The following is a 21,120-nucleotide window of genomic DNA, read 5'->3' as shown; positions in this document are numbered from 1 at the left end:
TACATATTTTTTTTCTTTTAGGAAAGAAATTTATCAAACATAATTTTTGGTGGTTTTCTTGCAACAAAAGCGATATTATTTAGCAATAAGCTATCTATGGCGCTGCCGCCAAGGCACTTGATTCGGATTAGGAGTGACTGCGGTACAATCCTTTTGGCCTACCTGCCCGCGTCTGTCGCTCCGCACTTTACATGCCAATGCTTGGGACGTTAATGTCGGCTTTGGGGCGTTTGCGAACATTCGGCTATGGCCGGCGAGCGTCGCCTTTACGGCGCCGGTGGAATAGCAAAGGTGCCGTGATAGCGGAACAGCAGCCCGAACAGCGGATGCTTCAATTCCATCTTCATGCGCACGGTGTCACCGCCCGCCGGCCGCTCTTCCACGTAGGCTTTGCCGAAGCAGCCCGACCGGAATCGGCAGGTCGACGTTGAAGATGCGCCAGATGTAGCCGTGGTCGCGGAAGACGATGGCGCCACCCTCGGCGCTGACCTTCAGGCGCATGCCCACGCCGAAGCGGACGAACTCGATGACGTCGTTGCCCGACTGGTGCTCCATGTGCGAGCGGAAGTGGAATAGCTTGCCCGCCGTGAAGCGGAAGGCGCGGTCCCAGTAGATGTTCTTGTTGCTTGGCGACGCCGTGTAGCCGACGTCGACCGGCACCTCCTTCGCGTTGTAGGGCACCACGGCGCCAAACAACAGCCCGAACGGAATCAGCAGCTTGGCGAAGCGCGAGTGGTAGATCTCGTTCATCGTGCCGCTGATGCAGACCGCGTCGTTTGAATACGGGCGCAGGAAATAATGCCGCTGTATGACCTCGCCCAGCTTGTCCCATTCGGCGCCGAGTATTTGCTGGAAAACCGGTTCCGATCCATTCATGGCAGAGCTTTCGGAGGGCTGTCAGCCCAGTTGATACTGCTCCCACAACGCGTGGGCTTCGTCGGCGTAGAGACCCGAATGCCAGACCTGGCGCAAATGGCTCCTTGCGGCGTCGGGCTTGCTCGCGCCGCCGTATTGGCCGAGGAAGCAACGGGCCAGGCCGATGTGGCCCTCGTCGAGCCCACTCCCCAGCAACAATTTATAGAAATAGATGGCCCGTTGCAGCGCGCGTTTGTGTTCCTTCGGCTGGTTGGCCGCGTGCGCCGCCGCCGCTTGTTCGCCATACAACTCGGCGGCGGAGTGGCAGGCGTCCGAATTGCCTTCGCGGCTGGCGGTGGCCTCGGCCGCCAGCTCGTAGTATTCGAGGGCGATGTTTTTATCCACCGGCCCGCCGATGCCATGGCGCCAGCAATTGCCGGCGTTGGTTTGCGCCTGCGCCAGGCCGGATTCGCCGCCTTCGGCCGCCGCGATGTACATGGCGCGGGCGCGCGCGGTGTCGACTTCGTCGCCCAGATAGTATTCATACAGGTTGCCCAAGGCATTGAGGGCCTTCTTGTTGCCCGGGACCAGGGGTTCGAATTGCAGCCGGGCCGCGACCGCGTCCGCTTCGCAGCCGTGCCCCTCCATCAGATAGTAGCCGTACAGGTATTGCGCCTCCTCGTTGCCGCCCGCCGCCGCGGTGGCGTAGAAGGTGCACGCCTTGGCCATGTCGATGCCGACGCCCTGGCCGTGGGTGTAGATGTCGCCGACGATTTTGCAGGCGTCGGGGTCGGTGGCGCCGGGGAGCACGTGGGTTTTTTTGCGCCGCACGATGTTGAGCAGTCCCTTGAGCACGGAGTGCGGCACGATGGCCGGCGCCTTGCTCTCGTCGAAGGCGCGCCGTAGTTGGTAGATCAGTTCGGACTCTTCGCGCCCGTCCGGGTACAGCCGCCATCCCTGGTGCTCGCGCCAGCCGAGGATAGGCCGGCCTTCCGACCAGTCGATGCCGATGCCGCGCGCAATTGCGTGCAGGTGCCACGGCTGCGCCCCCTGATAGGCCTCCTGGTCGATCCAGTCGTAGGGCTGAGCGCTGAGCAGCTTGCCCGCGGCGTCGGCGATGACGTAGCCGCGTTCCGGCGCATGGGCCAGCAGCGCCACCTGTTGTTGCTGGAAGCGGAACGGTTGCGCCACGGCGTATTCGCAGGGCAGAATCTGCTCTTGCCGGTCGATCGACCACACGCCCAGGCCTTGCTGCTCGCGCCCGACCAGAAGCAGTTGCGGCAGTCCGGTGAGGGAATCGAGCGGAGGTTCCAGCACGTCGGAGGTGAAGGGCAGGTAGTCGACGCTGCAAAATTCAAGGGGTGCGCACAGCTCGCCATTGGCCAGGCAGGCCCCGGTCAGTCCGTCGCTGCTGGTGACCGCATACAGGGCCGGCGCGATGCCCGCTTCGCTTTCCTCTGGCGGCAGCAGCAATTCAATGTCGTCGTAGCGGACCGGGATGCCGGCGCTGCCATCGCGGCGGACGGTGCCGAACAGGCCGTTTTGCCGGACCAGCGCGTCGTATTCGAGGACCAGGCAGTCGATGTCCTCGTAGGCGCCCGAGAACCACGGCCGGCCGTCGCCGAAGAATACGGCGCGGTGGCCGTCGTCGCCCGTCGCCAACCAGGCAACGAGGTCTTCGTCCCACTCGACGGCGGAGTAGGTTGCCGGGATGACGAAGGCGCCGACGCGGTCGATGACGCCGTAGCCTTGCGCCGTTTGCACCATCGCCTGGCCTTGCGGCAGAAAGCTGCCGCTGTCGTCCAGGAACTGCGGCGCGATCACTTCGCAGCCGAGTTGGTTGACGTAGCCGGTCAGGCCGCCCAGCACCACGGCGGCGAGGCCGGCGCTAAAGTTGAAGGCGTCGTCGTAGCGCGGCCGCACCAGCCAGCGGCCCTTGCTGTCCAGATAGCCGTAGCGCCCGTCCAGCCTGGCCAGCGCCACGCGCTCCTGGAATTCGTAGAGTTCGTCGAGCACCGGCGCCAGCACGACCTTCCCGTTGGCGTCGTAGATGCCCCACAGATCGTTTTGGCACAGGCCGGCGACGTCAATCTCGTAGTCGAACGCGCTGATGTCGTCGTATTCGGCGGGCAGCACCGGCGTGCCATCGTGCCGGCACAGGCCGACCATGCCGTTTTCGTTGTAGCTGTATAAGTCGTGGCCGACGTAGTCGAGGTGGTCGGCGCCATCGGCCGCGTCTTGCGACCGTCCCTGGCCCGCGCGGTATTCGCCGAACGTCGCGTCGACCTTGGCGTCGCTGTAGGCGTGGAAGTAGTCGTGCGACCAGCAGGCGAAGCCGAGGCTGTTCGCCGCGTCGCGCGGATCGATGTTATATAGCCGTTCAATGCCGCGGTAATCGTCCTGCCGCATCGTCTGCTCGGCCTGTTGCCAGGTTTTGGCGCATTGGCGCATGAACGATTCCAGCTGGGCGTCCTCGGACAGCTCGTCGCCGACCATCATGAAGTATTCGTTCAGGTCGGCGCTGTAGGCCAGGCCCGACAGCGTGGCCAGGTATTGCCGCAGTCCCTCGGTTTTGCGCTGGAAGTCCGCCGCGTCGGGCAGCATCGGATGCTGGCCGACGAAGTCGAGCAGGGTGAACAGGCGCTGTTCCGCCAGGGTGCGCTCGGCGTAAATGCCGCCGCAGACGGAGGGTAGGAAAACCTGCTGGAAATCCTGCGCCGGCCCGCTCGCCGCGGTGCTGAACAACACGCGCCACAGCGGCGGTAGGAAGTTGTTGCCGCTGCCGACCTCATGGCAGATGGTGGGGGCCGCTTCCCCGCTGTCGCGTGCGGTTGGCAGTTTGTCGGTGGTGTAGAGGAAGGTCCGGTTACCCATGCTGTTTGCGTGTTCCAGAGGTGGTTGTCATTGTTCGGTTCTAGTTGGGGCGCCAGCGAACGTTGCGCGTCGATCACGGTATTTTTAGTTTAACAATATTTCTGAAATGAAGTCGCCGTGTTGCAGTCTCGCCAAGCTTGGTATCATGCACGTCGGCGGCGCCTGATGCAGAGCCTCGCCGACACTTTTATCTACACATCGGAGAAGAACGAATGAATGTACGTTTGCTGCTACTCGGTGCCGCCATGGCGAGCACCGGTGCGCTTGCCGCGCCGCGCGGTTTCACGGTTGAAGACCTGGTCAAGATGGAGCGGGTCGGTAGTCCGGTGCTGTCGCCGGACGCTTCGCGCGTGGTGTATTCGGTGCGCTCGACGGATATGGAGAAAAACCGCGGCAACACGCAGTTGTGGATGATCGACCTGCGCGCCGCCAAGCCGCTGCCGCGCCAGCTCACCGGCAGCGACGCCAGCAGCACCGACCCGGAATGGTCACCGGCCGGCGACGCCATCTACTTCCTGTCGGCGCGCTCCGGCTCGTCGCAGGTGTGGCGCCTGCCGCTGGGCGGCGGCGAGGCGGCCAAGGTCAGCGACCTGCCGCTGGACGTCGACAACTTCCGTCTGTCGCCGCAGGGCGACCGGCTGGCGCTGAGCATGGGCGCCTTCCCCGACTGCGCCGACCTGGCGTGCACTAAGACGCGGCTGGACGCGCAGGCGAAGACCAAGGCCAGCGGCCGCGTCTACGACAAGCTGTTCGTGCGCCACTGGGACGCCTGGGACGACGGCCGCCGTTCGACGCTGTATTCGGCGCCGCTGGACGGCGCCGGCCGCCTGGGCGCGGCGCCGGTCAGCCTGAGCGGCACGCTCGACGGCGACGTGCCGTCCAAACCCTTCGGCGACCACGAGGAATACCGCTTCAGCCCGGACGGCAAGAGCATCGTGTTCTCGGTGCGCATCGCCGGCAAGTCGGAATCGTGGTCGACCAATTTCGACCTGTATGAAGTGCCGGCCGCCGGCGGCAAGGCGCCGCGCAACCTGAGCGCCGAGAATCCGGCCTGGGACAGCAAGCCCATTTTCTCGCCGGACGGGCGCACGCTGGCCTACCTGGCGATGACCCGGCCCGGCTTCGAAGCCGACCGCTTCCACATGGTCTTGCTGGATGTCGCCAGCGGCAAGAAGCGCACGCTGGCCGACGACTGGGACCGCTCCATCGCCGACTTCCGCTGGACCCCGGACGGCAAGGCGCTGCTGGTGCTGGCCGACGACGTCGGCCAGCACCGCCTGTTCTCCATGGACGCGCGCAGCGGCAAGGTCGCGCCGGTCAGCGGCAAGGGCTCGGTCGGCGCCTTCGACGTGCAGGGCGACACGCTGGTGCTGACCCAGGCCAACCTGGCCTCCGGCGCGCAGCTGTTCAAGCTCAAGCTCGGCGCCGGCGCCGACAAGATGGTGCAACTGACGCAGCAGAACGCGGCGGCGCTGGCCGACGTGCGCTTCGGCGAGTACGAGCAGTTTTCCTTCGTCGGTGCCAAGGGCGAGACGGTTTACGGCCATGTAATGAAACCGTGGGACGCCAAGCCCGACCAGAAGTATCCGCTGGCCTTCCTGGTGCACGGCGGGCCGCAGGGCAGCTTCGGCAACGGCTGGAGCTACCGCTGGAATCCGCAGGTGTACGCCGGCTCGGGCTACGCCACCGTGTTCATCGACTTCCATGGTTCGACCGGCTACGGCCAGGCGTTCACCGACTCGATCAGCGGCGACTGGGGCGGCGCGCCGCTGGAGGACTTGAAGAAGGGGATGGAGGCGGCGGTCAAGAAATTCCCGTGGCTGGACCGCGAGCGCAGTTGTGCGCTGGGCGCCTCGTACGGCGGCTATATGATGAACTGGATCGAGGGTAACTGGGCCGACGGCTTCCGCTGCATCGTCAACCACGACGGCGTGTTCGACAACCGCGCGATGTACTACTCGACCGAGGAATTGTGGTTCAACGAGTGGGAAAACGGCGGCGCCTACTACGCCGCGCCGGAGAAGCACGAGCAGTTCAACCCGGTCAACCACGTCACCAAATGGAAAACACCGATGCTGGTGATCCAGGGCGAGCTGGATTTCCGCATTCCGACGACGCAGAGCCTGGGCACCTTCACCGCGCTGCAGCGCCAGGGCGTGGAAAGCAAGTTGCTGGTGTTCCCGGACGAGAACCATTGGGTGCTGAAACCGGCCAACTCGGTGTTGTGGCACCACACCGTGATGGGCTGGCTGGACAGCTACCTGAAGAAATAGCCGCCAACCCAACATAAGGCTTCGTCGGTCGGGTTGGCGCGCATTGCGCGCGTAACCCGACTGGCGCCGGCGGCGGCCCGTGTGTAAGCATTGCCTCCGAAAACAGCCGGAAAACCGTAGGCTAACGTTCGCTGTTGGCCACCGTACGCTTACACCGATCTGTTTCGCCGGTCTTCTCGCCGCTCAGCGAAACTGTCCGGTCGAGATGTCGAAGCGTTTGAGCTTGTCGTACAGCGTCTTTTTCGGGATGTTCAGGTTGTCGGCGGCGGCGACGATGTTGCCGCCGTGGCGGCGCAGCGCGTCCTCGATGATGGCGCGTTCGAAGGCGTCGACCTGCTCGGCCAGCGAGGCTTCGCGGCGCGCGCCGGACGGCGCCAGCGTGTCGTCGAGCAGCCCGAGCACGAAGCGGTCGGCGATGTTGTGCAGCTCGCGCACGTTGCCGGACCAGCGCTGCGCCATTAGCGACGACAGCAGCTCGCTGCTGACCAGCGCGGCCGGCTGGCCGTAGCGCAGCGCCGCCTGCAGCACGAAAAATTCAAACAGTAGCGGAATGTCCTCGCGCCGGCTGCGCAGCGCCGGCAGCGTCAGGCTGGCGACGTTGAGCCGGTAGTACAGGTCGGCGCGGAATTTGCCCTGTTCGGCCAGCAGGTTCAAGTCTTCCTTGGCGGCGGCGATGACGCGGAAATTCACCGAGATCAGCTTGTTGGAGCCGAGCCGCTCGACCTGGCGCTCTTGCAGCACGCGTAGCAGCTTCACCTGCAGCGCCAAGGGCATGCTCTCGATCTCGTCGAGGAAGAGGGTGCCGCCGTTGGCGTATTCAATCTTGCCGATGCGCTGGCGCTGGGCGCCGGTGAAGGCGCCTTCCTCGTGGCCGAACAGTTCCGATTCGAAGATCGACTCCGGCAGCGCGCCGCAGTTGATCGCCACGAACGGGTGGTCGCGCCGGTCGCTGAAGTCGTGCAGGCAGCGCGCCACCAGTTCCTTGCCGGTGCCGGTCTCGCCGAGGATGATGATGTCGGCCGACTTCGGCGCCAGGTTCAGCACCAGCTGGCGCACTTTGGCCATGGCGGCGCTGCGCCCGACAATGCGCGACTCGATGCCCTCGCGCTTTTCCAGCAGGCGGCGCAGGTTCATGTTCTCCAGCACCAGGTGGCGCTTGTCGAGCGCGCGCCGGCACACTTCCACCAGCAGGTCGGCGGTAAACGGTTTTTCGATGAAGTCGTAGGCGCCGCGTCGCATCGCCCCGACCGCCATCGAGACGTCGCCGTGGCCGGTCACCAGGATCACCGGCAGGTGCGCGTCCTGGGCGATGGCGATGTCGAGCAGTTGCAGGCCGTCGATGCCGGGCAGCTTGATGTCGCTCAGGACGATGCCGGCGAACTCCGGCGACAGGTGCGCCAGCGCCTCCTCGGCGGTGGCGCAGGCGATCACGTTCAGGCCGGCCAGCTCCAGCGCCTGGCGCGCGCCCTTGCGCACGACGGCGTCGTCCTCGATGAACAGCACTTGCATACCTTCGAAAGTATTTTCATGCATCCGGTGTTCCTTTATGCGCGTCGTGGCATGTCAGTGTAATGGTGAACTGCGCGCCGCCGCCCTCGGCGAAGCCGCGGTTGCGCACGGTGAGGGAACTGCCGGCGGCGCGCAGGATGCCGGCGCTGATCGACAGGCCCAGCCCGAGGCCGTGTTCCTTGGTGGTGTAGAAGGGGTCGAAGATTTTGTCGAGGTTCGCCTCCGGGATGCCGGGGCCGTTGTCGCTGACCTCGATCACCGCCAGCGCGCCGTCGCGCCGCACGGCAATCGCGATGTGCGCCTGGCGCGCCAGCGGCACCGCGTCCATGGCGTTTGAAATCAGGTTCGACAGCACCTGTTCCAGGCCGATCGCGTTGCACAGCACCACCAGCTCCTGCGCCGGCCAGGTTTCGCTCAGCACCAGCCGTTCGGAGCCGCGCCGGGTGCGGATTTGCAGCATGGTCTGGGCGAAGGCCTGGCGCACGCTGACCGGTTTCCTGGCGTCGTCGGCGCGCCGCGCGAATCCCTTCAACTGCGAGGTGATGTAGCCGAGCCGCGTGACCAGGTCGGAAATCGTCGACAGGTTGTCGAGCGCGTCCTCGGTGCGTCCGCGCGCGATGAACACCTTGGCGTTGTCGGAAAAAGTTTGCAGCGCCGCCAGCGGCTGGTTCAATTCGTGCGTGACGCCGGCCGCCATCTGGCCGATCGCCGCCAGCTTGCCGCTCTGGACCAGTTCGGCCTGGGCTTCGCGCAGCGTTTGTTCGGCGCGTTCGCGCTCGGCCACCTCGGCTTGCAGGCGCAGGTTGGCGTCGAGCAGGTCGCCGGTGCGCTGCGCCACCTTGATCTCCAGCTCGGCGTAGGCGCTTGTCAGCGCCTGCTGGGCGTTCAGGCGCTCGTCGATGCGGCGCCGGCGCTGGCGCGCGTACAGCGCCGCCAGCAGCAGCAAGGCCCAGCCCAGGCCGGCGGCGATGGCGGCGTTGCGGGCCGCCGCGCGCACCTGGTCGAGTTCGGCCAGCACCGTGATCTGCCATTCCAGCGGCGCCAGGTGGCGCCCGACGGCCAGGTGTTCGGCGCCGCCGGCCGCCGCGCCCGGGCCGCCGCGGCCGCGCTCGAGCGACAGGTGGATGGCGCCGTCGGCGAAGCGCTGCAACACCTTGTGCGGCAGAATCGGCAGGCTTTCCTGCAGGAACTGGCGTTGCGCGCGGATGCCGGCCTGGGCGGCCTGCGACAGCGGCGCCAGCGTCTGGAATTTGAAGGACTGTATCGACGACAGGATGATGACGCCGTTGGCGTCCCTGACCCAGATCTGCTCGGTGGCGCCGGGCACGCGCCAGGAACGCTCGATCCAGTCCAGGTTGACCTTGGTGGCGGCGACGCCGATGATGCGCCCGCCGCGGCGGATCGGCTGGGAGATGAAATAGCCGGCCTCGAAGGTGGACGCGCCGATGCCGTAGAAGCGGCCGATGCCGCCGGCCGCCGCTTGCTTGAAGTAGGGGCGGAAGCCGTAGTTCTGGCCGACGTAGGAGACGCGGTCTTGCCAGTTGCTGGCGGCCAGCGTGGTGCCGTTCAGGTCGAGCACGTACACGGCGAAGGCGCCGGCGCGGCGGTTGATGTCGGCCAAATACGCGTTGGCGCGGGCCACCCGCTGCGGGCTGGCTTGTTCCAGCAGGCCGGCCACTTCCTCGCTTTGGGCGATGGCCAGCGGCAGGAATTCGTACTTGTCGAGGGCGCCGCCGACGGTGGCGGCGTACAGCTCGGCGCGCGAGGACAGGGCGCCGTGCAGCCGCTCCAGTTGGCGGCCCTTGACGTACCAATAGGTGAGCAGGACCAGCGCGACCAGGGAACCGGCCGCCAGCAGCGCGCCGGTCCAACCGCGGGTCCAACTACGCACTGCCATGGTTGCTCCTCTACCGTCAATGATGCCTGGCGCAGTATCGCACGAGTGTGCTGGCCCGGGCGGGTGGCGGGGTAAGTGGGCGGGCCGGCGACGCGGACATTCAAGCCCAGGCCAAGAGCCGAGGGCAGACCCCGTCTCTGATGCGTCGCCGGGGTTTTTTACGAGAACGCCTGGATGCCGGTTTGGGCGCGGCCCAGGATCAGCGCGTGCACGTCGTGCGTGCCTTCGTAGGTGTTGACCACCTCCAGGTTGACCATGTGGCGGATGACGCCGTATTCGTCGGATATGCCGTTACCGCCCAGCATGTCGCGGGCGACCCGCGCGATATCCAGCGATTTGCCGCAGGAGTTGCGCTTCATCATGGAGGTGATTTCCACGGCGGCGGTGCCGGCGTCCTTCATGCGTCCCAGTTGCAAACAGCCTTGCAGGCCCAGCGTGATTTCGGTCTGCATGTCGGCCAGCTTCTTTTGCACCAGCTGGTTGGCGGCCAGCGGCCGGCCGAACTGCTGGCGGTCGAGCACGTACTGGCGGGCGCGGTGCCAGCAATCCTCGGCCGCGCCCAGCGCGCCCCAGGCGATGCCGTAGCGCGCCGAATTCAGGCAGGTGAACGGCCCCTTCAGGCCGCGCACGTCGGGGAACGCGTTCTCTTCCGGGCAGAACACATTGTCCATGACGATTTCGCCGGTGACCGAGGCGCGCAGGCCGAACTTGCCGTGGATCGCCGGCGCGCTCAGCCCGGCCATGCCCTTGTCCAGCACGAAGCCGCGGATCGCGCCCTCGTCGTCCTTGGCCCAGACCACGAACACGTCAGCCACCGGCGAGTTGGTGATCCACATCTTGGCGCCCGACAAGGCATAGCCGCCCGGTACTGTTTTGGCGCGGGTGATCATCGAACCGGGGTCGGAGCCGTGGTTCGGCTCGGTCAGGCCGAAGCAGCCTATCCATTCGCCGCTCGCCAGCTTCGGCAGGTATTTCCGGCGCTGCTGCTCGGTGCCGAACTGGTAGATCGGCACCATCACCAGCGACGACTGCACGCTCATCATCGAGCGGTAGCCGGAGTCGACGCGTTCGACTTCGCGGGCGATCAGGCCGTAGCTGACGTAGTTCAGGCCGGAGCCGCCGTATTCGCTTGGAATGGTCGCGCCCAGCAGGCCCAGTTCGCCCATTTCACGGAAGATCGCCGTGTCCATTTTTTCGTGGCGGAAGGCCTCGACGATGCGCGGCTGCAGCCGGTCCTGGCAGTAGGCGCGCGCCGCCTCGGCGACCATGCGTTCGTCGTCGCTGAGCTGGCTGGCCAGCAACAGCGGATCGTCCCATTTGAAACTCGGTTTTGCTGTCATGTTTGTCTCCGTTGTCTATTAGTCTGCGGTGCCGACCATCAATTCGGCGTTGTGGTGGCGTTGTTGCTCCTGCATCACCATTTCGCCCAACATGCGCTTGATGCGGTTGAATTCCGGGTCGCTCGGATCGCGCGGGCGCGCCAGCGTGATCGGCACGTCGCGTTTGACGGTGCCGGGCCGGTACGTCATGACGATGGTGCGGTCGGCAAGGTAAATGGATTCCTCGATGCTGTGCGTGACGAAGACGATGGTGGTGCCGAACACCTTCCAGATTTTCAGCAACTCGTCCTGCAGGTTGCGCCGGGTCAGGGCGTCGAGCGCGCCGAAGGGTTCGTCCATCAGCATGATCGGCGAGTCCAGCGCCAGCACGCGGGCGATGGCGACGCGCTGGCGCATGCCGCCCGACAAGTCTTTCGGGAAGCGCGCGCGGAAGTCCCGCAGGCCCAGCATGTCGAGCAACATGTCGACGCGCTCCTTGATCTGCGCCGGGCTGCGTCCGGCGATCTCCAGGCCGAAGGCGATGTTGCTCTCGATCGTCATCCAAGGGAATAGCGCGTACTCCTGGAACACCATGCCGCGGTCGGGGCCGGGTTCGGTGATCGGCTTGGCGTCGGCCAAAATCCGCCCGGAGCTCGGGCGCGAGAAGCCGGCGATGGCGTTGAGCAGCGTCGACTTGCCGCAGCCCGACGGCCCCAGCAGGCAGATGAATTCGCCGCTGGCGATCTCCAGGTTGATGTCCTTGAGCGCGACGACGTCGCCGCCCTGGCCGGCGAAAATTTTGTTGACTGCGTTGATGTGGATGGTTGTCATGGCGGTTCCTAGTTGTGGTCGAGGCCGCGGTGCCATTTCAGCAAGTGGCTGTTCAGCGCGTTCATGGCGGTGTCGATGGCCAGGCCGAAGAAGCCGATGGTAAACATGCCGGCGATGATTTTGTCCGACCAGAAGTATTCGCGCGCCTCGAGGATGCGGAAGCCCAGGCCGTTGTTGACGGCGATCATTTCGGCGACGATGACGACGATGAAGGCGGTGCCCATGCCGATGCGGGCGCCGGCCAGGATGTAGGGCGTGGCGGCCGGCAGGATGACGCGGCGGAACATCGTCATCTGGCCGGCGCCGAGGTTGCGCGCGGCGCGGATGTAGATGCCGTCGACCTGGCGCACGCCGGCGATGGTGTTCATCAGCACCGGGAAGAAGGAGCCGATGCTGATGAGGAAGAAGGCCGGCGGGTTGCCCAGGCCGAACCACAGGATCGCCAGCGGGATGTAGGCGATCGGCGGAATCGGCCGCAGGATTTGCACCAGCGGGTCGAACAGCTTGTAGACGGCCTGGTTGGTGCCCATCAGCAAACCGAGCGGCAGCGCCAGGCCGGCGCCGATGGCGAAGCCGCCGAGCACGCGCGACAGGCTGGCCCAGGCGTCGTGCGGCAATTCGCCCGATAGCATCCACAGCAGATAGTTGCCGGCCTCGGGCTGGTAGGCCTCCAGCGGCGCCAGGTATTGGCCCCATTTGACGGCCACCGCCACCGGCGACGGCAGGATTTGCGGGTTGATCCAGCCGAAGGCGGACAACGCCTGCCACAGCAGCAGCGCGGCCAGCGGCACGGCGGCACCGTGCAGCAGGCGTTTCAGGAAGAGGGTGTTCATCGCCTTGCCTCCTTATTTGGCGGCGGAAACGGTTTTCTTGGCCGCCTCCAGCAGGTCGAGCTTGACCCAGTCCTTGGCCGCCGGCGCCGCCGTCATCCGGCCGACGCCGAACTTGACCATGTAGTCGGTGGTCAACTGCACGTGGCTGAGCGAAATGTCCTCGGTGAAGCTGGCGTTGGCCATCGCGTCGCGGTAGTCGTCGGAGCTGACCTGGTTCTTGAACATCGATTCGCGCACGTATTTCTCGGCCAGCAGCGGATCGGCGATGAACATCCGGGTCGCCGCGACGAAGCACTGCATGAAGCGCTCGGCGACGTCGCGTTTTTCCTTGTACATTTTTTCCGACATCACCAGCGCGCGCACCGGCTCGCCCAGCGCGGTTTGATACGGCTTCATGATTTCGCTGCCGTATTTTTTATGGATGGCCTGGGTCGAATACGGCTCGGACTGGCTCATCGCGTCGATGTCCTTGGTCAGCAGGGCCTGGTTCAGGTCGGGGTAGCCCATGTACATGATGAGCACGTCCTTGCCCGGCTTGTCCGACCAGCTCATCTGGTTTTTGGCCAGTTCGGAGAACAACAGGATTTCCTGCGGGCCGCCGCGGGTGACGCCGACCTTTTTGCCCTTCAGGTCGGCAATGCTGCGAAGGTTCAGCTCGGGCCGGCCGACGATGCGCACGCCGCCCTTGGCGAAGCCGCCGACCAGGTACACCGGCACGCCGCTGGCGCGCCCGGAAATGGCGGCCTCGAGCGCGCTGGCCGAGACGTCGATTTCGCCGGCGATGATGGCGGGCACGATGTCGAGTCCCTTGGAAAAGATGCGTTCCTCGATTTTCAAATTGTATTTCGGCGCGATTTCCTTCATGTAGGCGACGGCGCCGTAGTGGGCGAACTTCAAATTGCCGAGGCGTACCACGTCGGCGGCCTGGGCCGCCAGCGGCAGGCAGGCGGCCAGCGCGAACGCGGCGGCGACGGCCCTGGTGTTGAAAAACGCTTTCATTGCTGTGCTTGTTGCCATGTGTCTTCTCCAGTCAGATTGAATAGTTTTCGCGTTGCCGCTCTGGGGCGACTGCATAGAACTAAAAGCATCTTCCGTGCCAAGCGACAGGACGGCAGAGGAATGGTTAAGTGATTGATCTAAAAGAACTATGCGGCGCGGCGCGGGAAGGCGAAAACGGGCCGTTTCTGTGCATTCGCACAAACTGCCGACATCGCGTCTGGATTGCCGCACGCATGGGGGAGGGAATTGCTTGAACTAAGTCGACCGCTGCGGATCGAATATGAAAAGCACCGTTGAACGCAACGCGCCGCCGCATGGTGGCGGCGGCGCGATGTTCAGGCCGGTTGCTGCAAGCGCCACGGTGGGCGCTTGCCTTGCTACCTATATTACTTCGATTCCTTCGATTCAGGCACGACGATCACGGTGTCGCCGGTTTTGCCTTTTTCGCCGGTGGCGCCGGCATCGCCGGTTGCGCCGGTGGCGCCAGTCGCGCCGGAGGTGCCCGAGGCGCCATCCTTGCCAGGCGCACCTGCCGGGCCAGCTACGGCTACCGGTACTGGCACGACCACGGTATCCGTGGCGGCCACTGGGGCTGGGTTGTTCACGGTCTTTTCGCAAGCGGTCAGACCAAGGGTTGCAACGAGGGCGATGAGGATGAGTGAATATTTTTTCATGATAGATCCTTAAATGAGTGTGGCAGGGCACGGGATGTGCACAGCGCCGCGGGCCGCCGACAAGCGCGGCAACTGCGGCTTGGCCCGTGTAATAACTGGAGTGAGCATACCCAAGCCAGATCAGTTGTTCTGTTCGGAAACGCACACAGCGCAACATTTCGAACAAAAGTAGAAAAAGGTTGAGTTAAGTAAAAGTTAAGTATTGATGAATATACTACATTAATGAATATTGCAAGCAAAGACGTCGTATCAATCGGAGGCGCGGGCCAAAGGGGGCGGACCTTTTACCCGACGGCCGATGGACGATTGCGCTTCACTCATCCGGCCTGCGCAAGCGTAATGATGGGTGGTGTACCGTCCGTCCCCGGTTCAGCTCCCGTGTCTGGTTGTTGCGTTTCCCGCGCCTTCAGCATCTTCATCAGTCCGCGTCCACATACTACGGCGCAGGCGTGGGCGCCGATAAGAAGAGGCGACGCGCACCCGCTGTAGCACCGCTGCATCGGTCATTTCTAAACGCTATTACGTAGGCAACATTAATTAATTGGCTCTTATGTTCGTTGCCGCACAGACCGGAACGCTTGCCGCTGGCATTCTGGCGTCAGAAGTCGGAGATGGATGTGGCCGGTCGACCCAGAACTTGTCGACATGGAGCTGATTCCGACTATTTGCTATCGATTTATTTAGGAGTATTCACATGCATGCAATGAGACAGTCTCACGCCCCAGCACCCGGCGACACGAAAGCAGCGCACCAGGACAATAGCGGCGCCGAGCGCTCTACGCAACTGACGCTGGTCGACCGCGCCGCGCCGGTGCCGCCCCGCGCCCCGCTTTCGATGGCGCCGATCGAGCGCGTGCGCTCCACCTCGGCCACGCTGCGCCGCATTGAAAACATGCAAAAGCTGATCGGTGAATTGTCGCTGCACGAAATGCTGGCCGATGAAATCGCCTGGTTCCTGAAATTTTCGCCGTCCGGCGCCCGCAAATACATCCGCGACTTGCGCGATGCCGGCGTTATCGAACTGGCGCGCTACATCGAAGGCACTGCAACCTACCTGGGCAAGGCCGTCTACCAGCTGACGCCCGATCCGGAGCGTGTGCGCGCCTTCCTGGCCGCCATCGTACAGCCAAAGCGCGAAGGCGCGGCGCCGCGCAAGGACCGTCCGGGTCTGCGCGAGCAGAGCATGGCGGGCAACGGTCGTCATTTCCATATCCTGGCCGACGATACCCACTATGCGATTCGCGTCAACCGCGGTCCGGTGATGCGCGACCCGCTGGTCGCCGCCTTGTTCGGCTCGGCACCGTCGCAGCAAAAAAGCGACTAAACGCGCAGGCGGCCATGTGGCCGCCACCCCTCGCGCCCGATGGCGCGATGACAGCCGGGCGGCGCGCCCGGCTGTTTGCGTTGCCGCTCGCAAATGAATTACGACACCGCGAATTGAAATGTCGACAAGCAAGCCCCATTTAGCCGGGAATGCGGACGATACTGCGATCGTCCGATCCCGACTCAAAGGAATCCCATGTTGCCTGCCATTGCCCCGTTGACTCCGCCGTCCCGCGCCAGGGCGGCGTTCTGATGGAGGCGCTGATCTGGATTGGCGTGACGGCGCTGATTATCGCGCTGCCGCTATGGCTGCCGCGCTGGCGCCTGAAGCGGGCGCTGGCGCGTCCGCTGCCGGCGGGCGCCCTCGACATCCTGGGCCGCAATGTGCCGATCTACGCGCGCATGCCGGCCGCGTTGCAGGCCCAGTTGCAACGCCTGGTCGCGCAATTTTTGTATCAGAAGCGCTTCATCGGTTGCGACGGACTCGAGGTCGACGACGAGATGCGCCTGACGATCGCCGGCCAGGCCTGCCTGCTGTTGCTGAACCGGCACACCAAGGTGTACCCGGAATTGCACACGATCCTGGTCTACCCGAGTGAATTCCTGGTCGAACGCAGCGAGGTCGGCCCCGGCGGCGTGATCACCGAAACCGAAGACGGGCTGCTGGGCGAATCGTGGGGCGACGGCAGGGTGATCTTGGCGTGGGACCATGTGCAGCGCGGCGCGGCCGACTGGAGCGACGGCAGCAACGTCGTCCTGCACGAATTCGCCCACCAGCTCGACAGCGAATCGGGCGCGCCGAACGGCGCCCCCTTCCTCGGCGACGCCGCCAATTACCACAGCTGGGCGGCGGTGCTGTCGCGCGACTACGCCAATTTGCGCTACGACGCGATTTACCGCCAGCCTAGCGTGCTGGACCACTATGGCGCCAGCAACCCGGCCGAATTTTTCGCCGTCGCCACGGAAACCTTCTTTGAAAAGCCGCATCAGATGGCCGAGCGCCACGGCGCCCTGTATGGCGAACTGCAGAAATACTACCGGGTCGATCCGCGCGCGTGGCTGGCGCCGCCCGAGCCGCAACGGGACCCGCGCGACTACGCCGAGCATCGGTAAAATTGTGTTTGCCGGCCATTAAATTGAGGCATAATCAAACTGCTTGCACCGCCCGATACCGCCGACTGCGGCGGCGCGCACCCAGCAGATTTGCTCCAAAGCGAGGCCCCGCTTATGCAGTTTGAGGAATTCGAGTTTTTTTCGTCCGATGCCCCGGCCGCGCCGGTGGCCGCGCCGCGCGAAGCCGCCTCGCCCATTGTTCGGTTGCAATATTTGGTCGACAATACGCCCGCGATCATTTATTGCACCGTGCCCAGCGGCGACTTCAAGATGACCTTCGTCAGCAACAACGCCTTGAATGTGCTGGGTTACCGGCCCGAGGAGATGGTGGCCGATCCCAATTTCTGGTTCGATCATATCCACCCGGACGACGCGCCGAGTATCTTCTCCAGCCTGGCGCTGGTGTTTTCCGAGGGCCAGCGCGCTTATGAATACCGCTTCCGCGCCAGCGACGGCACTTATCTGTGGATGCACGACACGCTGCGCCTGATCCGCGACGAGCAGGGCGCGCCGCTGGAGGTGATCGGCTCGCTCACCGACATCACCAGCCGCAAGACGATGGAGGAGGCGCTGCAGGCGAAGGGCGAGGAGCAGCAGTTGCTGATCGGTAAGCTGCAGGAAGCGCACGACCAGTTGCTGCAATCGGAGAAGATGGCGTCCATCGGCCAGTTGGCCGCCGGCATCGCCCATGAAATCAACAATCCGGTCGGTTTCGTCAATTCCAACATGGGTTCGCTGCAAGGGTATGTGACGACGCTGTTCGGCGTCATCGACCAGTACGAGCAATCCATCGCCACGCTCAAGGGCAATTCGGAGATGGCCGCACGCGTCGCGCAAATCCGCGAAAGCGCCGACCTGGCTTTCCTGAGGGACGACGTCAACGACTTGGTGCGGGAGTCGATGGACGGCTTGAAGCGGGTGCGCGACATCGTCCAGTCGCTCAAGGATTTCTCCCATGTCGGCGAAACCGAGTGGCAAATCGCCGACCTGCACCACGGCCTCGACACTACCTTGAACATCGTCTCCAACGAGATCAAGTACAAGGCCGCGGTCGAGAAGCACTATGGCGTGTTGCCGCCGGTGAAATGCCTGGCGTCGCAGCTGAACCAAGTGTTCATGAATCTGCTGGTCAACGCCAGCCACGCCATCAAGGACCGCGGCACCATTACCATTCGCACCGGCTGCGCCAACGATTGGGTGTGGGTTGAGGTCGCCGACACCGGCGGCGGCATTCCGCCGGAAAACCTGAACCGCATCTTCGAGCCGTTTTTCACCACCAAACCGGTCGGCAGCGGCACCGGGCTGGGTTTGTCGCTGTCGTATGGCATCGTCACTAAGCACGGCGGCAAGATCGAGGTCGCCTCGGAAGTCGGCAAAGGCACCGTCTTCACGATACGCCTGCCGGTCAACCCGCCGGGCGGCCAGGCCGGGACGTAACTAGGTTCGGCTTTCTTGTCGCTGCGTTTTCCTTCCATTTTCCGCATATCGATGCGCGAAACCATTCGTTTTCCATCTTAACGGCGTCGGGTCTAATGGCGGGCATGTGCAATCAGCGCATCCCGATCACGCCAAGGAGAATCCTATGCATTACCGCTTCCATCGTTTCGCCGTCGCCGCCGCCGTCGCCGCCGGGTCGCTTATCGCTCCGCTGGCGCACGCCGATCAGCTCGCCGATATCAAGTCCAAGGGCGAGCTGGTCTGCGGCGTGCTCGGTACCGACGAGCCGAACAGTTTCGTCGATCCGAAGTCGCGCCAGATCGTCGGCTACGAGGTCGACCTGTGCAACGCGGTGGCGAAAAAGCTCGGCGTCAAGGTCGGCATCAAGCAATTGGCGGTGGCCGCCCGCATCCCAGAGCTGCAACAGGGCCGGGTGGATATCCTGGCGGCGTCGCTGACGCATAACAGGGAGCGCGAGGCGCTGGTCGATTTTTCGATTTCCACCTTCATCACCGGCCAAAAGGTGCTGGTCAAGAAAAGCAGCAACATCGCCACCGTGGCCGCGCTGGCCGGGAAAAAAGTGTTGACCGTCAAAGGCGGCACGCAGGAGCCGAACATCCGTAAGGCGGTGCCGTCGGTCGACGTGGTTACCTATGAAACCACGGTGCAGGCCTACCTGGCGCTGCAGCAGGGCAAGGGCGCCGGCTATGTCGACGACGAGGCTTCGCTGCTGAACAATTTCGCCAAGCTGGGCGCGGCGCAGAAGGACTATCTGGTGCTGCCGCAAAGTATCAGCACCGAGGCGCTGGCGCTGGGCATCAAGAAGGGCGAAACCGGCTTGAAAACACTGGTCGACGGCGTGCTGCGCGACCTGGAAAAATCCGGCGACGGCGAGAAGCTGTTCTTTAAATGGTACGGTCCGGCCACCAAGCTGAAATTCGAGAAGCGGACCTTCAAGTTCGATTCGGACAAGGTCGAGGCGTAACGGCCGCACGGCGCCGCCCGCCCCGCGCGGGCGGCGCTTGCGCACGACATCATGGCTCATTTCGATCTCGCATTACTCCTGTCCGGTAACTATCACGACTGGCTGCTGTCCGGCCTGCGCATTTCCCTGCAATTGAGCGCCGTCACGCTGGTCTTTGCCGTGCCGCTGGCCGTCGCGGTGGCGCTGCTGCGGCTGGCGCCGTCGCGCGCCTTGAACGCCTGCGGCTTCGCCTTCGTCGAAGCGATCCGCAACGTGCCGCTGCTGGCGCACATGCTGTTCTGGTATTTCGGCGCGCCGGAATTGCTGCCGCAGGCGTGGAAGGAAAGCCTGTACGCCGGCAACATCGAGGCCGTCGGTGCGGTCGTGGCGCTGACCCTGTACACCGCCGCCTATATGGCCGAGGATATCCGCAGCGGCATCCGCGCTATTCCGCCGCAGCAGTTCGAGGCCGGCCGCGCGCTCGGCTTCGGCTTCCTGGCGACGATGCGCCTGTTCATCCTGCCGCAGGCGTTGCGCGTGACGACCCCGCCGCTGATTTCGCAAACCTTGAACCTGTGGAAAAACACCAGCATCGCCACCGTGATCGGCGTCGCCGAGCTGATGTACCAGGCGCAGCGGGTCGAGACCACCTCGTTTCGCAGCGTCGAGGCGTTCGCCTTCGCCACCGTCTGCTACCTGTCGGTGTCGCTGTTCATTAGCGCGCTGGCCGCGTGGTCGCAACAGCGCTATGCGCGCAGGGGGGCGTGATGCTTGAAGTGATACAAAATTACTGGGTCTATTTTCTGATCGGGCAATACCCGAACGGGCCGCTGGGCGGCTTGGCCCTGACCCTGTTGCTGGCGGCGCTGGGCTTGCTGCTCAGCCTGCCACTTGGCTTGTTGCTGGGCATGGCGCGCGTCAGCCCCTACCGGGCGCTGCGCTGGCCGGTGACGGCGCTGGTGTACGTGGTGCGCGGCACGCCGCTGTTGCTGGTGATCTTTTGGGCCTATTTCTTCCTGCCCAGCGTGACCGGGCACAAGACCGACCAGTTCAGCACGATGTTGACGGCGCTGGTGATTTTCGACGGGGTCTACCTGGCCGAGATTATCCGCGCCGGCATCCACGGCTTGCCGGCCGGACAGGTCGAGTCGGCCCGTTCGCTCGGCCTCGGCTATGTCGCGACGATGCGCCATATCGTGCTGCCGCAGGCGCTGCGCAATACGCTGCCGTCGCTGGTGAACCAGTTCGTCTCGACCATCAAGGAGACGTCGCTGGGCTACATCATCGGCCTGACCGAGGTTGCCTTCATCGCCTCGCAGATCAATGTGCAAGTGCTGACCAAATCCACCGAGGTGTACTTCCTGCTGGGCCTCACCTATTTCATCCTGTGCTTCGGCCTGTCGCGCTTCGCCTTCTGGCTTGAGCAGCGCGGCGCCAAGCGGAAAAGAGCGTTCGCCGTATGATCAAGTTTGACAAGGTAAATAAATTCTATGGCGACTACCACGCGCTGGTCGACGTCACCGAGCACGTCGGCAAGGGCGAGGTGGTGGTGGTGTGCGGCCCTTCCGGTTCCGGCAAGTCGACCTTGATCCGCACGCTGAATCGGCTCGAACCGATCGGCTCGGGCCGCATCGAGGTGGACGGCCAGGACATCCATGCGCCGGGGCTGGACTTGAACCAGTTCCGCTCGCATATCGGTTTCGTGTTCCAGCAGTTCAATCTTTTTCCGCATTTGACGGTGCTCGACAATTGCGCGCTGGCGCCGGCCAAGTTGCGCGGCCTGAGCCGGGCCGACGCCGAGAAGCGCGCGCTGGCGCTGCTTGAGCGCGTCGGCCTGGCGCACAAGGCCGGCGCGCTGCCGGCGCAGTTGTCGGGCGGCCAGCAGCAGCGCGTGGCGATCGCCCGGGCGCTGGCGATGCAGCCGCCGCTGATGTTGTTCGACGAGCCCACCAGCGCGCTCGATCCGGAAATGGTCGGCGAGGTGCTGCTGGTGATGCGCGACCTGGCGCGCGACGGCATGACCATGGTGTGCGTGACGCACGAAATGGGTTTCGCGCGCGAGGTGGCCGACCGGGTGCTGTTCATGGACCAGGGCAGGGTGCTCGAACGCGCCACGCCGGACGAGTTTTTCAACCGGCCGCAGCATCCGCGCGCGCGGCAATTTTTGTCGGATATCCGCACGCCGTTCGCGCGCGGGTTTTGAGCCCCTGACCACGGCG

At 64.3% G+C, this 21,120-nt stretch carries 18 protein-coding genes; 8 read left to right on the top strand and 10 right to left on the bottom strand.

Annotated elements, in window-relative coordinates; genetic code table 11:
- Positions 1–266 precede the first annotated feature (266 nt).
- From JANGC3_RS34095 to JANGC3_RS30810, 3 genes are read right to left on the bottom strand one after another with little or no spacing between them, the layout of a single operon-like run.
- Positions 267–347, bottom strand: coding sequence for a hypothetical protein (locus JANGC3_RS34095; protein ID WP_269746270.1), 81 nt, complete (start codon positions 345–347; stop codon positions 267–269).
- A 10-nt stretch (positions 348–357) separates the two neighbouring features.
- On the bottom strand, positions 358–876 hold the full coding sequence (locus tag JANGC3_RS29145; RefSeq protein ID WP_017876687.1) for a DUF4166 domain-containing protein: 519 nt from the start codon (positions 874–876) through the stop codon (positions 358–360).
- Between the two features lie 21 nt (positions 877–897).
- Positions 898–3,729 carry an SEL1-like repeat protein gene (locus JANGC3_RS30810; protein WP_017876686.1) on the bottom strand — a complete coding sequence of 944 codons (2,832 nt, stop codon included), beginning with the start codon at positions 3,727–3,729 and terminating at the stop codon, positions 898–900.
- A 212-nt stretch (positions 3,730–3,941) separates the two neighbouring features.
- Between JANGC3_RS30810 and JANGC3_RS0111735 the strand changes: the two genes are divergently transcribed.
- Positions 3,942–6,002: a S9 family peptidase gene (locus JANGC3_RS0111735; RefSeq protein WP_026132872.1), complete on the top strand. Its 2,061-nt coding sequence runs from the start codon at positions 3,942–3,944 to the stop codon at positions 6,000–6,002.
- Between the two features lie 183 nt (positions 6,003–6,185).
- On the opposite strand, the gene JANGC3_RS0111730 is transcribed toward JANGC3_RS0111735, so the two are convergent.
- The 7 genes from JANGC3_RS0111730 to JANGC3_RS34090 form a co-directional block, all read right to left on the bottom strand.
- Positions 6,186–7,535 (bottom strand): sigma-54-dependent transcriptional regulator, encoded by a 1,350-nt coding sequence (locus JANGC3_RS0111730; protein ID WP_026132871.1) that lies wholly within the window; start codon positions 7,533–7,535, stop codon positions 6,186–6,188.
- Entirely contained in the window at positions 7,528–9,408 is a 1,881-nt protein-coding gene (locus JANGC3_RS0111725) for a sensor histidine kinase (protein ID WP_017876683.1), read from the bottom strand. The genes JANGC3_RS0111730 and JANGC3_RS0111725 overlap by 8 nt, the downstream gene beginning before the upstream one ends.
- A gap of 158 nt (positions 9,409–9,566) precedes the next feature.
- The gene (locus tag JANGC3_RS0111720) at positions 9,567–10,748 is read right to left on the bottom strand and encodes an acyl-CoA dehydrogenase (protein WP_017876682.1); all 1,182 of its coding nucleotides are present in this window, start codon (positions 10,746–10,748) and stop codon (positions 9,567–9,569) included.
- An 18-nt stretch (positions 10,749–10,766) separates the two neighbouring features.
- Positions 10,767–11,558: an ABC transporter ATP-binding protein gene (locus JANGC3_RS0111715; RefSeq protein ID WP_017876681.1), complete on the bottom strand. Its 792-nt coding sequence runs from the start codon at positions 11,556–11,558 to the stop codon at positions 10,767–10,769.
- 8 nt (positions 11,559–11,566) lie between these two features.
- Positions 11,567–12,391: an ABC transporter permease gene (locus JANGC3_RS0111710; protein ID WP_017876680.1), complete on the bottom strand. Its 825-nt coding sequence runs from the start codon at positions 12,389–12,391 to the stop codon at positions 11,567–11,569.
- A gap of 12 nt (positions 12,392–12,403) precedes the next feature.
- The gene (locus JANGC3_RS0111705; protein WP_157406578.1) at positions 12,404–13,408 is read right to left on the bottom strand and encodes an ABC transporter substrate-binding protein; all 1,005 of its coding nucleotides are present in this window, start codon (positions 13,406–13,408) and stop codon (positions 12,404–12,406) included.
- 368 nt (positions 13,409–13,776) lie between these two features.
- Entirely contained in the window at positions 13,777–14,064 is a 288-nt protein-coding gene (locus JANGC3_RS34090; protein WP_017876678.1) for a hypothetical protein, read from the bottom strand.
- 835 nt (positions 14,065–14,899) lie between these two features.
- Between JANGC3_RS34090 and JANGC3_RS0111695 the strand changes: the two genes are divergently transcribed.
- From JANGC3_RS0111695 to JANGC3_RS0111665, 7 genes are all read left to right on the top strand, one after another.
- On the top strand, positions 14,900–15,388 hold the full coding sequence (locus tag JANGC3_RS0111695) for a winged helix-turn-helix domain-containing protein (protein WP_017876677.1): 489 nt from the start codon (positions 14,900–14,902) through the stop codon (positions 15,386–15,388).
- A gap of 251 nt (positions 15,389–15,639) precedes the next feature.
- Positions 15,640–16,500: a zinc-dependent peptidase gene (locus tag JANGC3_RS0111690; protein WP_017876676.1), complete on the top strand. Its 861-nt coding sequence runs from the start codon at positions 15,640–15,642 to the stop codon at positions 16,498–16,500.
- 114 nt (positions 16,501–16,614) lie between these two features.
- Positions 16,615–17,937, top strand: a complete 1,323-nt coding sequence (locus JANGC3_RS0111685) for an ATP-binding protein (protein WP_017876675.1) — start codon at positions 16,615–16,617, stop codon at positions 17,935–17,937.
- 145 nt (positions 17,938–18,082) lie between these two features.
- Complete coding sequence (locus tag JANGC3_RS0111680; RefSeq protein ID WP_017876674.1) at positions 18,083–18,922, top strand: ABC transporter substrate-binding protein; 840 nt, start codon at positions 18,083–18,085, stop codon at positions 18,920–18,922.
- A 51-nt stretch (positions 18,923–18,973) separates the two neighbouring features.
- Positions 18,974–19,669 carry an amino acid ABC transporter permease gene (locus JANGC3_RS0111675; RefSeq protein ID WP_026132869.1) on the top strand — a complete coding sequence of 232 codons (696 nt, stop codon included), beginning with the start codon at positions 18,974–18,976 and terminating at the stop codon, positions 19,667–19,669.
- Positions 19,669–20,364: an amino acid ABC transporter permease gene (locus JANGC3_RS0111670; protein WP_017876672.1), complete on the top strand. Its 696-nt coding sequence runs from the start codon at positions 19,669–19,671 to the stop codon at positions 20,362–20,364. Before JANGC3_RS0111675 ends, JANGC3_RS0111670 begins: the two co-directional genes overlap by 1 nt.
- On the top strand, positions 20,361–21,104 hold the full coding sequence (locus tag JANGC3_RS0111665) for an amino acid ABC transporter ATP-binding protein (protein WP_017876671.1): 744 nt from the start codon (positions 20,361–20,363) through the stop codon (positions 21,102–21,104). Before JANGC3_RS0111670 ends, JANGC3_RS0111665 begins: the two co-directional genes overlap by 4 nt.
- Positions 21,105–21,120: the final 16 nt, after the last annotated feature.

Source organism: Janthinobacterium sp. CG3 (assembly GCF_000344615.1).
In the GTDB taxonomy this organism is placed as follows: Bacteria; Pseudomonadota; Gammaproteobacteria; order Burkholderiales; family Burkholderiaceae_D; genus Janthinobacterium.
Note: the sequence above shows the minus strand (reverse complement) of the source record. Positions and strands in the feature narration are given on the sequence as shown.

What these genes read in the sequence shown, in the direction of transcription:
- JANGC3_RS0111670 (WP_017876672.1), top strand. Translation starts at nt 19,669, where the DNA reads ATGCTTGAAGTGATACAAAATTACTGGGTCTATTTTCTGATCGGGCAA.
- JANGC3_RS0111710 (WP_017876680.1), bottom strand. Translation starts at nt 12,391, where the DNA reads ATGAACACCCTCTTCCTGAAACGCCTGCTGCACGGTGCCGCCGTGCCG.
- JANGC3_RS0111730 (WP_026132871.1), bottom strand. Translation starts at nt 7,535, where the DNA reads ATGCATGAAAATACTTTCGAAGGTATGCAAGTGCTGTTCATCGAGGAC.
- JANGC3_RS34090 (WP_017876678.1), bottom strand. Translation starts at nt 14,064, where the DNA reads ATGAAAAAATATTCACTCATCCTCATCGCCCTCGTTGCAACCCTTGGT.
- JANGC3_RS0111705 (WP_157406578.1), bottom strand. Translation starts at nt 13,408, where the DNA reads ATGGCAACAAGCACAGCAATGAAAGCGTTTTTCAACACCAGGGCCGTC.
- JANGC3_RS0111665 (WP_017876671.1), top strand. Translation starts at nt 20,361, where the DNA reads ATGATCAAGTTTGACAAGGTAAATAAATTCTATGGCGACTACCACGCG.
- JANGC3_RS0111735 (WP_026132872.1), top strand. Translation starts at nt 3,942, where the DNA reads ATGAATGTACGTTTGCTGCTACTCGGTGCCGCCATGGCGAGCACCGGT.
- JANGC3_RS0111695 (WP_017876677.1), top strand. Translation starts at nt 14,900, where the DNA reads ATGGCGCCGATCGAGCGCGTGCGCTCCACCTCGGCCACGCTGCGCCGC.
- JANGC3_RS0111675 (WP_026132869.1), top strand. Translation starts at nt 18,974, where the DNA reads ATGGCTCATTTCGATCTCGCATTACTCCTGTCCGGTAACTATCACGAC.
- JANGC3_RS0111680 (WP_017876674.1), top strand. Translation starts at nt 18,083, where the DNA reads ATGCATTACCGCTTCCATCGTTTCGCCGTCGCCGCCGCCGTCGCCGCC.
- JANGC3_RS29145 (WP_017876687.1), bottom strand. Translation starts at nt 876, where the DNA reads ATGAATGGATCGGAACCGGTTTTCCAGCAAATACTCGGCGCCGAATGG.
- JANGC3_RS30810 (WP_017876686.1), bottom strand. Translation starts at nt 3,729, where the DNA reads ATGGGTAACCGGACCTTCCTCTACACCACCGACAAACTGCCAACCGCA.
- JANGC3_RS0111720 (WP_017876682.1), bottom strand. Translation starts at nt 10,748, where the DNA reads ATGACAGCAAAACCGAGTTTCAAATGGGACGATCCGCTGTTGCTGGCC.
- JANGC3_RS0111690 (WP_017876676.1), top strand. Translation starts at nt 15,640, where the DNA reads ATGGAGGCGCTGATCTGGATTGGCGTGACGGCGCTGATTATCGCGCTG.
- JANGC3_RS0111685 (WP_017876675.1), top strand. Translation starts at nt 16,615, where the DNA reads ATGCAGTTTGAGGAATTCGAGTTTTTTTCGTCCGATGCCCCGGCCGCG.
- JANGC3_RS0111725 (WP_017876683.1), bottom strand. Translation starts at nt 9,408, where the DNA reads ATGGCAGTGCGTAGTTGGACCCGCGGTTGGACCGGCGCGCTGCTGGCG.
- JANGC3_RS0111715 (WP_017876681.1), bottom strand. Translation starts at nt 11,558, where the DNA reads ATGACAACCATCCACATCAACGCAGTCAACAAAATTTTCGCCGGCCAG.
- JANGC3_RS34095 (WP_269746270.1), bottom strand. Translation starts at nt 347, where the DNA reads ATGAAGATGGAATTGAAGCATCCGCTGTTCGGGCTGCTGTTCCGCTAT.